This window comes from Arthrobacter globiformis, assembly GCF_003261175.1.
Taxonomy (GTDB): Bacteria; Actinomycetota; Actinomycetes; order Actinomycetales; family Micrococcaceae; genus Arthrobacter; species Arthrobacter globiformis_A.
Window position 1 is genome coordinate 201,232 of record NZ_QLNP01000098.1, and the last position, 15,352, is coordinate 216,583.

12 protein-coding genes are annotated in these 15,352 nt (G+C 68.0%); 7 read left to right on the forward strand and 5 right to left on the reverse strand.

Features of this window, described 5'->3' with window-relative positions:
- Nucleotides 1–29 precede the first annotated feature (29 nt).
- Nucleotides 30–1,163 (reverse strand): SLC13 family permease, encoded by a 1,134-nt coding sequence (locus DBZ45_RS17485; protein ID WP_111905124.1) that lies wholly within the window; start codon nucleotides 1,161–1,163, stop codon nucleotides 30–32.
- A 119-nt stretch (nucleotides 1,164–1,282) separates the two neighbouring features.
- Between DBZ45_RS17485 and DBZ45_RS17490 the strand changes: the two genes are divergently transcribed.
- The 7 genes from DBZ45_RS17490 to DBZ45_RS17520 all read left to right on the forward strand — a co-directional run bounded on the left by DBZ45_RS17490 (nucleotide 1,283) and on the right by DBZ45_RS17520 (nucleotide 9,534).
- Entirely contained in the window at nucleotides 1,283–2,668 is a 1,386-nt protein-coding gene (locus DBZ45_RS17490) for a cystathionine beta-synthase (protein ID WP_111905125.1), read from the forward strand.
- Between the two features lie 31 nt (nucleotides 2,669–2,699).
- Nucleotides 2,700–3,863, forward strand: coding sequence for a cystathionine gamma-synthase (locus tag DBZ45_RS17495; RefSeq protein WP_111905126.1), 1,164 nt, complete (start codon nucleotides 2,700–2,702; stop codon nucleotides 3,861–3,863).
- Entirely contained in the window at nucleotides 3,860–5,182 is a 1,323-nt protein-coding gene (locus DBZ45_RS17500) for a glycosyltransferase family 87 protein (protein WP_111905127.1), read from the forward strand. The genes DBZ45_RS17495 and DBZ45_RS17500 overlap by 4 nt, the downstream gene beginning before the upstream one ends.
- Nucleotides 5,183–5,308: 126 nt before the next feature.
- Nucleotides 5,309–5,869, forward strand: a complete 561-nt coding sequence (locus DBZ45_RS17505; RefSeq protein WP_111905128.1) for a winged helix-turn-helix transcriptional regulator — start codon at nucleotides 5,309–5,311, stop codon at nucleotides 5,867–5,869.
- On the forward strand, nucleotides 5,866–7,326 hold the full coding sequence (locus tag DBZ45_RS17510) for an MFS transporter (RefSeq protein ID WP_111905129.1): 1,461 nt from the start codon (nucleotides 5,866–5,868) through the stop codon (nucleotides 7,324–7,326). The genes DBZ45_RS17505 and DBZ45_RS17510 overlap by 4 nt, the downstream gene beginning before the upstream one ends.
- A gap of 88 nt (nucleotides 7,327–7,414) precedes the next feature.
- On the forward strand, nucleotides 7,415–8,794 hold the full coding sequence (locus DBZ45_RS17515; RefSeq protein ID WP_223257142.1) for a glycosyltransferase 87 family protein: 1,380 nt from the start codon (nucleotides 7,415–7,417) through the stop codon (nucleotides 8,792–8,794).
- Nucleotides 8,791–9,534, forward strand: coding sequence for an SDR family oxidoreductase (locus DBZ45_RS17520; RefSeq protein WP_111905130.1), 744 nt, complete (start codon nucleotides 8,791–8,793; stop codon nucleotides 9,532–9,534). The genes DBZ45_RS17515 and DBZ45_RS17520 overlap by 4 nt, the downstream gene beginning before the upstream one ends.
- Before the next feature lie 67 nt (nucleotides 9,535–9,601).
- On the opposite strand, the gene DBZ45_RS17525 is transcribed toward DBZ45_RS17520, so the two are convergent.
- The 4 genes from DBZ45_RS17525 to DBZ45_RS17540 are packed head-to-tail and all read right to left on the reverse strand — an operon-like array spanning nucleotide 9,602 to nucleotide 15,352.
- Nucleotides 9,602–11,296, reverse strand: coding sequence for a phospholipase D family protein (locus DBZ45_RS17525; protein WP_146617537.1), 1,695 nt, complete (start codon nucleotides 11,294–11,296; stop codon nucleotides 9,602–9,604).
- A 52-nt stretch (nucleotides 11,297–11,348) separates the two neighbouring features.
- Nucleotides 11,349–12,569 (reverse strand): acyl-CoA dehydrogenase family protein, encoded by a 1,221-nt coding sequence (locus DBZ45_RS17530; protein ID WP_111905132.1) that lies wholly within the window; start codon nucleotides 12,567–12,569, stop codon nucleotides 11,349–11,351.
- Between the two features lie 22 nt (nucleotides 12,570–12,591).
- Entirely contained in the window at nucleotides 12,592–14,118 is a 1,527-nt protein-coding gene (locus tag DBZ45_RS17535; protein ID WP_111905133.1) for an APC family permease, read from the reverse strand.
- Nucleotides 14,119–14,131: 13 nt separating this feature from the next.
- Nucleotides 14,132–15,352 (reverse strand): glutathionylspermidine synthase family protein, encoded by a 1,221-nt coding sequence (locus DBZ45_RS17540; protein WP_111905134.1) that lies wholly within the window; start codon nucleotides 15,350–15,352, stop codon nucleotides 14,132–14,134.

Sequence of the window (15,352 nt, forward strand, 5' to 3'; positions counted from 1 at the left end):
CCAGTACTTCCGTAGTGGCAATGGGGCCGTCAAGGCATCCCGTTCCCCAGCCATAGCGCCAGGACAGCCAAAGGAAGTGCGAGGACAACGGTGACGAGGCCGGCCACCGCGAAGCCGCCCCAGCGCACACGGAGGTTGAGGCTCTGCAGCCGCTCGTGCCACAGGAGTGTGGCGAGGGACGCCCAGGGCGAAATGAGCGGGCCCAGGTTCACCCCGATCAGGAGTGCGCCCACCCGCAGCGGCGATCCGGCCACGGGCTCCAGGGCCAGGTAGGCGGGAAGGTTGTTGGCGATGTTGGCGGAGGCGGCGCCCAGCGCCGCGAGGCGCAGCAGATCCGGGAAGGTCTCGCCGGCCCCGGCAGCGGGTGCCAGAGCCTCGGTCAGGCCATGCGAGTGCAGGGTCTCAACCACCATGAACAGCCCGGCGGTGAGCATCAGCGGGCGCCACGGCAGCATCGACCAGCGCAGGGCTGCCGGCCGCCGCCACAGGAACACGGCCACCAAGAACCCGGCCGCGAGTGCCGCAGGAACCGCCACGGGAATCCCCGAAACCAGTGCCGGCAGCAGCACCAGCAGCGTGCCGGCCGACGCCCGGAGGAGCGTCGGGTCGCCTGCCGCGTGGGCCGGCTGCGGCCCGTAGCGCCCACGCAGGTCGCGGTGGAAGGCCAGCAAGAGCAGCAGCGCCGGCACCAGGAGGCCGACGGCGGCGGGCGCCCACATCAGTTTGGCGAATCCCAGCGGGCTCAGCGACATGTGCGACTGCGCCAACAGGTTCGTGAGGTTGGAGACCGGCAGGAGCAGCGACGCGGTGTTGGCCAGCCACACCGTGCTCAGGGCGAAGGGCAGGGGCGGGATCTTCGCATGGACGGCGAGCAGCACCACCACGGGGGTCACCAGCACCGCGGTGGTATCGAGCGACAGGAAAGCCGTGGCAACGGAGGACAGGCCAAGCACAAACAGCCACAGCAGGAACACATTGCCCCGGCCCAGCCCCGAAAGTCGGTCCGTCACCACGCGGAACAGCCCCGCATAGTCAGCCAGTTCCGTGACAACGGTCATCGCCACCACAAAGGCGAGAACGGGGACAGTGCGACCCGCCAGTTCCCCGAACGCGGGCCACGGCAGCAGGCCACAGCCAAGGCAGGCGGCGCCGGCAAGCAGCATGAAGCCTGGCAGAAGATAGCTCCGCACATTCTTCGGTATTCGCAGCCGCGCCACGGCCCAATCTTCGCACCGAAAGCCGCTGGGACAACCAGCCAGCCCAAGACGGTAAGTTGGTACCCATGAAGTACGCCCAGTCTGTCCTGGACCTCATCGGCAACACCCCGCTCATCAAGCTCAACCACGTCACCGAGGGCGTCAAGGCCACCGTCCTCGTGAAGCTGGAATACGTGAACCCTGGCGGCTCCATCAAGGACCGCATCGCGGCGAAGATGGTCGAGGAAGCCGAGCGTGACGGCAAGCTCAAGCCCGGCGGCACCATCATCGAGCCCACCTCCGGGAACACCGGCGTCGGGCTGGCCCTGGTGGCGCAGCAAAAGGGTTACAAGTGCATCTTCGTGGTCCCGGACAAGGTGGGTGAGGACAAGCGCGCGGTCCTGGAGGCTTACGGCGCCGAAGTGGTGGTGACCCCCACCGCCGTCGAGCCTGACAGCCCGCAGAGCTACTACGGCGTGTCCGACCGCCTGGTCACGGAGATCCCCGGCGCGTACAAGCCGGACCAGTTCTCCAATCCCGCGGCGCCGCTGAGCCACTACGAGACCACCGGCCCCGAGATCTGGCGGGACACCGACGGCAAGGTGACGCACTGCGTCATCGGCGCCGGCACGGGCGGCACCATCACCGGCACCGGCCGCTACCTCAAGGAGGTGTCGGCGGACCGCCCGGAGTCCGACGGCGGCCGGGTCAGGATCATCGGGGCCGATCCCGAAGGCTCTGTCTACTCAGGCGGCACCGGTCGCCCCTACTTCGTCGAGGGTGTGGGCGAGGACATGTGGCCCGGCAACTACGACAAGTCGGTCCCGGACGAGGTCCTCGCGGTCAGCGACGCCGACTCCTTCGAGATGACCCGGCGGCTGGCGCGCGAGGAGGGCCTGCTGGTGGGCGGGTCCTCCGGCATGGCCGTCGTGGCCGCCCTGCGCACCGCCCGGGACCTCCCCGAGGACGCTGTGGTGGTGGTGATCCTGCCCGACTCCGGCCGCGGCTACCTCGCCAAGATCTTCAACGACCAGTGGATGCGCTCCTACGGCTTCCTCTCCGGCGGCGAGGAGGCCTCCGTCGGCGAGGTCATCAAGTCCAAGACGGGCGAACTGCCGGACCTGGTGCACATCCACCCCAACGAAACAGTCCGCGACGTCATCAACATCATGAATGAGTTCGGCGTCAGCCACATCCCGGTCCTCTCCGCGGAGCCGCCCGTGGTGATGGGCGAAGTCCTCGGGGCCGTGGATGAACGGACCCTGACCGCCAAGCTGTTCCGCGGCGAGGCCAGGCTGACGGACAAGATTGCCGAGCACATGGGGGAGAAGCTGCCGGTGATCGGCTCGCTCGAAACCATCTCCGCCGCCCGCGAACTGCTCTCCGACGTCGACACCGTGATGGTGACATTCGTCGGCGCGCCCATCGGCATCCTGACCCGTCACGACCTCCTCGCCTACCTCAGCAACTGATCCCTACCTCAGCAACTGCTAAAGGAGCCCCATGTCTGTCACTGAGAACCAAGGATTCAATACCCGCGCCGTCCACGCCGGCCAGGCCTTCGAGCCACGCACCGGCGCCGTCGTTCCGCCCCTGCACTTCAGCTCGACCTATGCCCAGGACGGCATCGGCGGGCTGCGGGACGGCTACGAATACGGCCGCGGCACCAACCCCACCCGGGACGCCCTGCAGGAGCAGCTGGCGGCCCTCGAGCGGGGCACGCACGCCTACTCCTTCAGCTCGGGACTCGCGGCCGAGGACTCGCTCATCCGCGCGCTGATGCGGCCCGGCGACCATATCGTGCTCGGCAACGACGCCTATGGCGGCACCTACCGGCTGATCAGCCGCGTGCTGGGGGAGTGGGGGATCGGCAACACCCCGGTGGACATGGCGGATCTCGACGCCGTTCAGGCTGCGGTTGCTGCCAACAAGACCCGCTTCGTCTGGGTGGAGACCCCGTCCAACCCGATGATGAAGATTACCGACATCGAGGCGCTCGCCAAGGTGGCGCACGACGCCGGGGCCCTCCTCATCGTCGACAACACCTTCGCGTCGCCGTACCTGCAGACGCCGCTGGACCTGGGTGCCGACGTCGTGGTTCATTCCACCACCAAGTACATCGGCGGGCACTCCGACGTGGTGGGCGGCGCGATCGTGGTCAAGGACGCCGAGTTGGCCGAGAAGATCGGCTTCGTGCAGTTCGCCGTGGGTGCCGTCTCCGGCCCGATGGACGCGTTCCTCACCACGCGCGGGCTCAAGACCCTGGGCGTTCGCATGGACCGGCACAGCGACAACGCCCAGGCCGTGGCCGAATGGCTCCTCGAACGGCCCGAGGTGGAAGCGGTACTGTACCCGGGCCTTCCCTCGCACCCCGGCCACGAGCTGGCCAGGAAGCAGATGAAGAAGTTCGGCGGCATGATCTCCGTGCAGTTCAAGGGCGGTGAGGCCGCTGCCCGCAAGGTGGCCGAATCGACGTCGGTCTTCACCCTGGCGGAATCGCTCGGGGGCATCGAGTCGCTGATGAACTACCCCTCGGAGATGACGCACGCCTCGGTCAAGGGCACCGAACTGGCCGTCCCCGTGAACCTCATCAGGCTCTCCTGCGGCATCGAGGACGTCGAGGATCTCATCGCCGACCTTGAGCAAGCCTTCACGCACATCCAGTGACGGCCTCCCCGCAGACGCAGGAAGGCGGCGGTACCCGGCAGGAGGCCGGCAGCCACGGTAAGGCGCGCCGGGTTGTCCTCGGCTGGCTGGCGACGGCGGGCGGTGCAGCCGCGGTCGTCCTCGCTTTGCTGTGGCTGTACGCCTGGTATGCCCCGGCCATGAACGACTTCGAGGTCTACTACTACGGCGGCACCAAGGTGCTCCAGGCCGGCGAGGCCGGCATCAGCGAGCTGTACGCGCCCCGCGATGGCTTGCCGTTCACCTATCCGCCGTTTGCCGCGCTGCTGTTCGCCGGCCTGGCCGCCATGGGCCAGGGCCAAAGCGGGCAGCTCTTCATCTGGGCCGCGCTGGGCGGGGCCGGGGTGGTGTCCGCCTGGCTCGCCCGGCACTACTTCGGGATGACGCGCTGGCGGGACGCCTTTGCGGACTGGCGGTTCCGGACTGTGGCCCTGGCCGGAACCGGGGCGATCGTGCTGCTGGGGCCGTGGCGCGACACCTTCGTGTTCGGGCAGATCAACATCATCCTGATGGGCTTGATCCTGGCCGACTTCGCGCTGCACGGGAAGTCGCGGGCGGGCGAGATCCGCTGGCCTGCCGGCCTCCTGATCGGCATCGCTGCCGGCATCAAGCTGACACCGCTGGCGTTTGGCCTGTACTTCTTGGTGCGCCGCGATTTCAAGGCCCTGGGCTGGATGGCGGCCGGCTTCCTCGGCTCCATCGCCGTGGCCTGGGCCGCACTGCCCCACGCCTCGGTGACGTTCTGGACCGAGATCCTGCCCAACACCGGGCGCATCGGCGATCCCGGGTACGTGGACAACCTGTCGCTGAAGGGGCTGCTGCTCCACGCCGGGCTGCCGGACTCGGGGTTCACCAGCCTGCTGTGGCTGGTGCTCGCCCTGGCCCTGGCCGGACTCACCGCCCTGGTGATCAGGTGGGCGGTGGCCGTGGAGGAAAACTTCGTGGCGGTGTCCGCGACCGCCGTGCTCATGCTCCTGGTCAGCCCCGTCTCGTGGTCGCACCACTGGGTCTGGATTGCGGTGGCACTGCCGTCCATGGCCTTCGCCATGCACCGCGTGCCCTCCAAGACCGGCCTGATGCGGCTGGCCGGCTGGACGGTGGTGGCGGCGTCGGCCGTGGCCTTTTACCTTGCGCCCAAGGACCTTGCGATGGCCGCCGGGGCCGAGGTGTGGGGCGTGAACCCGCAGGCGCAATGGCCGCTCATGGTCTCCAGCCTGGGTGTTCTCTGCGGCGTGGCGCTTCTGGTGTACTGGGCCGCCGCCTACCGGCCCTCGCGGACAGGGCTCCGCCGGCAAACCTAGGGACAGGTCCTGCTCGAGATGGCACTTCGCGGCAGTGTGTCCGAGAAACACTGCCGTGTTCTGCCACTTCGATCTGTCCGCCCTGCAACCCTAGCTTTCTTCAAGAAAGTCAGCTAGTCTCGCAGCATGGCTCTCCGCTCCGACTGGTCCCAGCGCAACTGCAGCATGGCCCGCGGCCTGGACATTTTCGGCGACCCCTGGGGCATGCTGGTCCTCCGCGAGGTCTTCTTCGGCAACGGCCGCTTCGACGCGATGAAGACGCGCCTCCAGGTGGCCGACTCGGTCCTCACCCGCCGGCTCGCTTCCCTCGTGGAGTCCGGCCTGCTGGCTAAACAGCCGTATGGCGACGGCGGACGCACCCGCCAGGAGTATGTCCTCACGGCCAAAGGGGAGGACGCCCTGCCGGTACTCAACGCCGTCGTGATCTGGTCAGAAAATCACCTGCCGGCGCCGTCGGAGCACGCCCACATGTACGTGGTCCACGCAACCTGCGGGCAGCGGACGTCCTCCGCGGACACCTGCACCGGGTGCGGGGAACGGCTCACCGCCGAGAACACCAGCTGGCACAGCCTGACCCGAACAGAAGAGCCGGTCCCGCTGGCGACGGCGCCCCGGCAACGCGAGACAACGACCAACACACCCACCACCCGCGTACAAGGCGGCGGAAAAGAAGGAACAGCCGCATGACCACCCCCGAGGACCCCGGAGTTTATGTCCAGACATCGCGCCCTGAAGGCCTATTAGAGGACGATATCGGGACTAAAACTCGAGGGGAGGGGGCGGAAACTCCAAACGAGGAGGAGCCGGAGAAGCCGGGCGAGGGGCAGAAGAAACGGCGCCGGCTGCATCCGGCGTGGGCCGTTGCGGCGGTGGCGTTCCTGGCGCTCGTCGGGGCTGCCGGCTTCCGTGCCGCGCCCGGTGTGCTCATGGTGCCCCTGCAGCAGGAGTTCGGCTGGTCCACCACCGTGCTGTCGGCCGCGGTCAGCATCAACCTGGTGCTGTTCGGGCTCACGGCCCCCTTCGCCGCGGCCCTCATGGAACGGTTCGGCATCCGCGCCGTCACCGCCGTCGCCCTCGGGCTGATCGGCGCCGGCAGCGCCCTGACCGTGCTGGTTAACCAGTCCTGGCAGATCCTCCTCACCTGGGGCCTGCTGATTGGCCTGGGCACCGGATCGATGGCGCTGGTGTTCGCGGCGACCATCGCCAACACCTGGTTCAGCAAAAGCCGGGGACTGGTGATCGGCATCCTGACCGCCGGCAGCGCCGCCGGGCAGTTGGTCTTCCTGCCGTTCATCGCGATGCTCGCCCAGGACCCGGGCTGGCGCCAGGCCTCGCTACTCATCGCCGCCGGTGCCCTGGCCGTGGTTCCGCTGGTCCTGAAGTTCCTGAAAAATTCCCCGGCCGACGTCGGGGCGTTGCCTTACGGGGCAGAGGAACCGTCCGGCGCCCCTTCAGGAGAGTCGGAAGCAGCCGCTGCCCCGGAGCCGGCAGGGCCCCGCCGCAACGCAGCCGTCCGGGCTCTGCAGGTGCTGCGGAGCGCCAGCAGGAACCGGACCTTCTGGGCGCTCGCTGCCGGGTTCGCCATCTGCGGCGCCACGACCAACGGGCTGATCGGCACACACTTCATCCCCTCCGCCCATGACCACGGCATGCCGGAAACGACGGCGGCCGGCCTGCTCGCCGTCGTCGGGATCTTCGACATCCTGGGCACCATCGCCTCCGGCTGGCTGACCGACCGGTTCAACCCCCGGATCCTGCTCGCCGTGTACTACCAGTTCCGCGGGATCGGGCTCCTGGTGCTCCCGCTGCTGCTGGGCTCCTCGGTCCAGCCCAGCATGATCGTGTTCGTGGTGATCTACGGCCTGGATTGGGTGGCCACCGTTCCCCCGACCGCCGCGATCTGCCGCCAGGTGTTCGGCGCCGACGGCAGCGTGGTGTTCGGCTGGGTATTTGCCGCGCACCAGCTCGGCGCCGCCGCGGCAGCCCTGGCCGCTGGAGCCATCCGGGATGCCACCGGCCACTACACCTACGCGTGGTTCGGCGCCGCCGCGATGTGCACCATCGCCGCGGTGATCAGCGCCACCATCCGCAAAGACACCGGGCGACGGAAGCCCGCAGCGGTGGCCGCGGCTTCAGTAGACTAGGCGGGGCGCCCGCGGCGGCGCCGGCTCTTGCGGCAGAACGCGCTACGCGTCCCGGAGGCGCAGCCGGACTACACCTGGGGGACACTGAATGGCATTGCTTACTGCCCGAACAAAGAACGACAGACCCGAAGACGCCGCCGAACTCCCCGGCCAGTGGTTGGCGCAGACCGCCGAACTGCAGCTGCGCCGGCGCCGGGCAGCGCTGGCCGCCGTCGAACTGGTGGTTCTTCTCGCCGTGCTCGCCGCGGCCTTTTTCGTGACCTCGCGGTTGGATGCCTGGGGCGAGAAGGGCCTGGACTTCAGCGTCTACTGGTACGGCGGCAAGATCCTCAACGACTCCGGCCTGGCACCGTCGGGCCTCTACCAGCCCACGGTCAACTGGGCAGGCGGCCCGGAACTGCCCTTCACCTACCCGCCGTTCGCGGCGCTGATCTTCAGCCTGCTCGCGAAACTGCCGCAGGCCACCGCGCTGATGCTGTTCAACACTGCAGGCGTTGCTGTGGCCGTCTGGGTGGCGGCGCTCGGCGTCCGCTACTGGAACAGCAAGCCCAGCTGGCGCAGCACCTTCGCTTCGCTGACATTCCGGTCCGCGCTCAACCGGCTCGGCGCCGTCGTGCTTTTTCTGGCGGTCCTCAATCTTGGGCCATGGCGCGAAACCCTGGCCTTCGGCCAGATCAACATCCTCCTGCTGGGGCTGATGACGGCGGACCTGCTGACCCGCAACCCCCGATGGCGGAACGGCCTGCCCGGCAGCGGTTTCCTGGTGGGCGTTGCCGCAGGAATAAAGCTGACACCACTGGTCTTCGGCCTGTATTTCCTGGTGCGGAAGGACTGGCGCGGGCTGCTGAACATGTGCGCCGGCTTCGCGTTCACCGTGCTGCTGGGCTGGCTGCTCCGCCCCGCCGAGTCCCTCAGCTTCTGGCTGGAAATTCTTCCCGACACGTCCCGGATCGGCGGCGCCGGCTACGTGGACAACCTTTCCATCAAGGGTGCGCTGCTGCACTTCGGAGTTCCGGCGGACGCAGTGAACGTGCCCTGGCTGCTCGTGAGCCTGCTCGTTGTGGGTCTGGGCGCCGCCCTCATCAGGGTGGCCAGCAGCCAGGGCGCAAGGGTGGTGGCCATTTCCGCCACGGCGACCACCATGCTCCTGATCAGCCCCGTCTCGTGGTCGCACCACTGGGTCTGGATGGCCGCGGTGCTTCCGGCGTTCGCCTGGACGCTGCGCGAAACGCCTCGGCGGTACCGGCTGCAGCGCGGGGTGATGGCCGCCGTCCTGGGCGTGTCCACCGTCGTGTTCCTGTTCTCGCCGAAGACCATCGGCACGGCCCTAGGCGCCGAAAACCTCAACCTCCAGACGCCGGAGCTGTGGATCATGGCATCCAGCGCCGGAGTTTTCTGCGCGCTGGCCATGATGGCGTGCTGGCTCGTGGCCCTCCGGCGCGATGCGGTGACGGAGCTGGCGGAATGAGCACCGCACTGGTCACCGGCGCCGGGCGGCTCGCCGGGATCGGCGCGGGGATCGCCCGCCAGCTGGCCGCCGACGGCTGGGACCTGGTGCTGACCTACTGGCAGGACTACGACGCCCGGATGCCGTGGGGAATCCAGCCGGACGACGTCGGCCGGCTCACCACCGAACTGGAGGCCATCGGCTCCAGGGTGGTGGCCCTGCCTGCCAACTTCCAGGACCCGGGCGCCGTCGACCGGCTGATGGCCGACGTGGCCGCGCAGGCGGGGACCCTGCACGCCATGGTCCTCAGCCACGCCGAGTCCGTCGACTCGGGCATCCTGGACACCACCCTCGAAAGCTTCGAGCGGCATTTCGCCGTGAACACCCGGGCCAGCTGGCAGCTGGTCCGCGCCTTCGCGCAGCAGGCAGCGGACGACGGCGGTGCGATCGTCGCGCTGACCAGCGACCACACAGCGTTCAACCTGCCGTACGGTGCGTCCAAGGGGGCGCTGGACCGGATTGTGATCGCCGCGGCGCGTGAGCTTGGACCGCTGGGCATCAGCGCCAATGTGCTGAATCCCGGACCCGTGGACACCGGCTGGATGGACGGCCAGATCCGTGAAGAACTGGCCCGGCGCCAGCCCGGCGGCCGCCTGGGCACCCCCTCCGACGTGGCGGCAACCGTGGCGTTCCTGCTGTCCCCGGCGGGCCGTTGGGTTTCCGGTCAGCTCATTAAGGCCGACGGCGGGTTTTCGGCCTGACGCTTTCTGGCGCTTTTTGGGGGCGGGCAAGATGCTGGGGCGGCCGCTGGAACCTGGACTTGCCCGCCTAAAACGGGGTGGTGCCGCGCATCCTGCGGGGGCGGCCGTCCGGGTCGACTACCAGGCGGTTTGCAGCGCCTGCCCAGAGACGCTGAAAGGGCGGCACGGGCTCAGGAGCGTGGTGGCGCACATGACCCTTGGGGCGGGGCCCGTGGCGGCCAGTTGCGTGCCAACGGTCCAGCGCATCGGCGGCGGCGTTCCAGAGTTCAAGCCCGGCCGCAGGGGAGTGGAGCTGGGGGTCATCCTCGTCCACGCCCAGGTGTTCGGCCCACAGCTCGAGCCGCAGCCCGTAGGCCAGCGGCCGGGAGGCGCCGGGGCCCGTGTTTGCCCCTTGTCCGGCGTCTGTACTGCTGTCTGTACCGGGCGGTTCCCGCTGACTGGCCGCGGTGTCGACCACTGCGCAGGTGAGCTCGCTGTCCGTGGTCCAGGAGCGGCGGTTGAAGTTGTCCGATCCGCAGGTGAACCAGGCGTCGTCGATGATGCAGATCTTGGCATGGACATAGATCGGAGTCCCGGCAGTGTTTTCCAGATCAAACACCCCGACTCTGCCGGGCGCAACCCGGCGCATCCTGCTGATGGCACGCATCTGCCCGACCCGCTTGGGCGGCCCGCCGAGTATTCCGTCGGAGTCCGGGTAGCGAGGCACGACGGCGATCACGTTCAACTCGGGGTTATTTTCGAGGGCCGTCGCGATTCCGGCCGCGACCTCTTCAGACCACAGGTACTGGTCCTCGATGTAGATCAGCGAGCGGGCCTGGGCGAAGGCTTTCGTGTAGGCCCGGGCGATGCTTCGTTCACCGTCGGGTGCGAACGGGAACGGCGGGTGCTTCATGCCGTAGGTGCGCAGCAGCTGCACGGCGTGAGGTCCCGCGGGCGGCGGGGGCGGGGCAGTGGCCGGGAGCGGTTCGGGGTGCCGGGGCATATCGGCCAGGCGCTGCAGCAGCATCCGGTACGGTGTGCGGCGGTCCAGGGGATGGGGGTCGTTCCACCGCTCGGCGAACAGTTCCAGCACATCCGCAACCACCGGGCCACGGAGTTCGAGTGCGGCATCGTGCCAAGGCGGCGTTTTTCCGTACCTGGAATCCATGGCCACCGCCTGCGGGTCTCCTCCGTGATCGGCATCGTCCCGGCGGCTGTGGGAAAGATCGATTCCGCCCACGAACGCGGTGTCCAGCGACGGATCGTTCCGCCGGCGGATGACGACCAGTTTCTGGTGATGGCAGCCGAAGAGGCGCACACGCTGATCCAGCAGCACCTCCCCGCCGGCGTCGTTGATCTGGCGGCTGAGGAGTTCGTTGGAACGCCAGCTCATCGGGGCTGACACGCGCTCCCCGTGGGACCGCCAAATCAGGCCGCGCACTTCCACTCCGGCCCGGGCCAACCGTGCCAGCAACTCGCCGATCGTCGGTCCATCCGCCGTCAGCCGCTCGTCGGAATCGCCACGCCAGTCGGTGAACCACACGCGGTCTCCCGAATTCAGGGCTGACAGCTCCTCATGCAGCCGGGCGAAGTAGGTGGCGCCATGAATAAGGGGGCGCACGAGGTTGCCCTCCGACCAGGGCGGCGATCCGGCACAGCCCGCGTGCACCTCAGTGGCCGCATTCCCCCGCTCATCGCGAGTCAAGAACCAATCTTCGGCACTACTGTCCACCCGATGTTCCTCGGGCCTTCCCAAGGCCAGGAAATCGTCAGCGTCAGCCATGTGCCCAGTATGCTCCCGGCAATGCGGCCGCGGCGAGAGCCGGCAACGCGGCTCAGCGGAACGCCGGGAGCCCCGTGATGTGCTGGCCCAGGATCAGCGTGTGGACCTCGTCGGTGCCCTCATATGTCCGCACCGACTCGAGGTTGGCGGCGTGCCGCAGAGGCGAATAGTCGAGCGTGATGCCGTTGCCGCCCAGGATGGTCCGGGCGTCGCGCGCCACCTTGATGGCCTCGCGGACGTTGTTCAGCTTGGCCAGCGAGATCTGCTCGGGGCGGAGGCGCCCGGCGTCCTTGAGCCGGCCCAGGTGCAGGGCGAGCATGGTGCCCTTCTGGACCTCGAGCAGCATGTTGACGAGCTTCTCCTGCGTCAGTTGGTAGCCCGCCAGCGGTTTGCCGAACTGCTGGCGCTCCACCGAATACTGCAGCGCCGCCTCATACGAGTCCCGGGCTGCGCCCATGGCGCCCCAGGCGATGCCGTACCGCGCCTCGTTGAGGCAGCTGAACGGGCCGCTCAGTCCCTGGGCGCCGGGCAACTGCGCCTCCGAACCCAGCCGAACGCCGTCGAACGTCACATCGCATTGGATGGACGCGCGCATGGACAGTTTCCGCCCGATCGGCGTGGCGGTGACGCCCGCCGTGCCGGCGGGAACGAGGAAGCCGCGGACGCCGTCGTTTGTTCTCGCCCAAACCACCAGGACGTCGGCCACGGAGGCGAGCCCGATCCAGCGCTTGGCTCCGTCCAGGATCCAGCCCGCGTCCTCGCCGGTTCCGTCCCGCCGCGCGGCGGTGGCCATCGACGACGGGTCGGAGCCCGCCGTCGGTTCGGTCAGTGCGAAGCAGCCGATCACCTCGCCGGCGGCCATCCGGGGGAGCCACTCCTGTTTCTGGTCCTCCGAGCCCCATTTGTGGATGGCGCTCATCGCCAGTGAACCCTGGACCGAGACGAACGTGCGGATTCCGGAGTCGCCGGCCTCCAGTTCCATGGCGGCCAGGCCGTACTCGACGGCGGACCGGCCGGGGCAGCCGTAGCCCTCCAGATGCATGCCCAGGACGCCCAGCTCGCCCAGCTGCGCGGGCAGGTGCAGGGGGAAGACCCCCTGCTCGTACCAGTCCGCGATGTCCGGGCGGATCTGCTGGTCGGTGAAGTCCCTGATCCGCTGCCGGAGGGCCAGTTCATCGTGGGACAGCAGGGAATCCAGTGCCAGGACATCCGAGGGGTCCGGGAGTCCGTACTCGGCCGTGGCTTCCGCAGGATCAAGGGCGTCGTTGCTCATTGCAGCATCCTACGTGCCGGCGCTATTTTCCTGCGGGAACCTGCTTCCGGCCCACGAAGTACTCACGGGTTGACGGCAGGAACCGGCAGACAGCGGCCAACACGACGCCCAGGGCCAGCAGCACCACGCCGCTGACAAAGGCCCCGCCGACGCCGAAGATCTGTGTGTTTCCGTAAGCCGGATCCCACATCTGCGCCGCCGAGATGAAAAATGCCGCGGTCAGCAGCAGGGCCCCGAACATCGGAAGGAAACCGCGGAACCACAGGTTGCGGGCGGATTCGCGCAAGGTATTCCGGAAGTACCAGGCGCAGGCAAAGCCGGTCAGGGCGTAGTAAAAGGCGATGAACAGGCTGATGGAGCTAATTGAATCGGACAGCAGGTTCTCGCTGAGGAAGCTCATGGCCACGTAGTAGACGACCGCGGCGGCGCCCATCACCTGGGTGGAAAAGCCGGGGGTCCGGTTCCGCTCGTGGACCTCCCCGAACTTCGGCGGCAGAGCCCGGTGCACACCCATGGAGAGGGTACCGCGGGCGGTGGGCAGGATGGTGGTCTGGGTGGAGGAAAGCACGGATGCCAGCACTGCCACCACAATCAGCCAGCCCCACGGACCCAGCACCACGTCCTTCATGGCAAGGAACACGTCGTCCTGGTTTTCGGCGTTGGCCAGCCCGATTCCCTCTGTACCCACGGACGCGTACATCATCACCAGCAACGCCACCGAGACGTAGATGGCCACCAGCACGAATGCCGAGATCACCGCCCCGCGGCCCGGGGTGGTGGCCGGGTTCTCAGTCTCCTCGTTCACCGCCAAGCACGTGTCCCAGCCCCAGTAGATGAACAGGGCCAGCAGGATGCCGTGGACCACTGCGCCGGGATCGGCGAACGCCCCGGCCGGGTTGAACCATTCGACGTCGAACGGCTGGCCCGCCGGCGCCCCGCCGGTCAGGCCCGCGATCCGCAGGATGATCGCCACGGCAAAGATGCCCAGCGAAATGTACTGGATGTACGTCAGGGTCCGCTGGACGTGCTCACCCAGCCGGATCCCGCGGTAGTTGACCATGGTCATGAAGGCGATGAAAACGACGCCGGTGGCCGTCACCACCGTCTTGTTCCCCGCTAGGGACCCGTCGCCGATGAGGAGCCAAAGGTACTGGCCCGCCACCTGCGCCAGGTTGGCCAGGACCACGACGCCGGCCAGGGCCACGCCCCAGCCGCCCAGCCACCCCGCCCAGGGGCCGAAGGCGCGGCGTGCCCAGATGAAGGTGGTGCCGCAGTCCGGCATGGCGCTGTTGAGCTCGCGGAAAGCGTAGGCGATGAACAGCACGGGAATGAAGCCCAGGACCAGGATGAGCGGTGTGTAGTTGCCGTTGACGGCCACGATCAGGCCCAAGGTCGCGGCCAGCGAGTACACCGGCGCTGTGGAGGCGAGGCCCAGCATCACCGAGTCGCCGAGGTCCAGGATCCCAGCGCGGAGCCCCTTGCCGGGGACGGCACCGGCGGGCTGGCCCCCGGCGCCGCCGGCCGCCGTCGTCGTCGTTCGTGTCCTCATCGAGCACCTGTTCTCATAAAGCTATACCTGCCTTGTTCGCGTTGGCCTGTGCCGCCTGCACGCTCAGCGGCGCCGGCGCGTCAATGGTGTTCGGGACAAAGCGGCAGAAGTAATCAGTGACCGGCCCGTCCGACTCGCGGATGCCGCAACCCACCGATTCGCCGTCCACCACCCACAGGCCAAGGACCGGGTGGTTGCCGTCGAAGTCGGGGAGGGAGTGGTACTGCTGGTAGCACCAGCCCTCGCGGCCGTATCCGCCCGGCTTCTCCAGGCTGATGCCCTCAGCGTGGATCCGAATGTTGTCGCCTTCGCGTCCGTGCAGCGGCTTGGCCACCCATTCCCGCAGCGGGCCGGGATCATTGAGATAGGCGGGCAGCAGGTTCGGGTGGTCCGGGTAGAGGTGCCAGAGGGCGGCCAGGAGCGCCTTGTTGGACAGCAGCATTTTCCAGGCCGGCTCCACCCAGCGGGGATTGTGCGAGCGCTGCAGCAGTCGGTGGCCGAAGGGCTCCTTCATCATCAGCTCCCAGGGGTAGAGCTTGAAGATGGTGCTGATCATGAAGTTGTCCATGTCCACAAAGCGCTTCAGATTGGGGTCCCAGCCGATGTCCGACATGTTGATGCCGATGGTGGTCCACCCTGCCTGGCCGGCCACGTCCCGCATGTAGGCGGCCGTCATCCAGTCCTCACCGGATTCCTCGGCCTCGGAGTGGGCCACGTGCAAGGTGCTCATCCCCGTGCGGTACTGCAGCTTCTTCCACTGCCGGATCAGTGCCTCGTGGATCCCGTTCCATTGGTCCTTCTCCGGGAAGACGTCCTGCAGCCAGAACCACTGGGCCACGGCCGCCTCGATGAGGCCGGTGGGGGTGTCCGCGTTGTACTCGAGCATCTTGGCGGGGCCGCCCTGGCCGTCATAGATGAAGTCGAAGCGCCCGTAGATGTCCACGTCCCCGGCCTGCAGCGACTCGGCGGCCAGTTCCAGCGCCTGCGGACCGATGCCGATCGGGCCCATGGCACCCGTGGCCAGGAACTTCGCGGCCTCCAGGCACATTCTGTGCATGTCCTCGGCTGTGACCTCAAGTGCCTCCACCTCGTCCATGGTGAATTCGTAGTAGGCGGCCTCGTTCCAGTACTCGATCTTGTTGCCACCAGGCAGGGTGGTGGTGGAGAACACCAGGCCCTGTTCCTCGATTTTCTGCTTCCAGTCCGGCCGGGGCTCCGAAAGTAACCGCTTCAC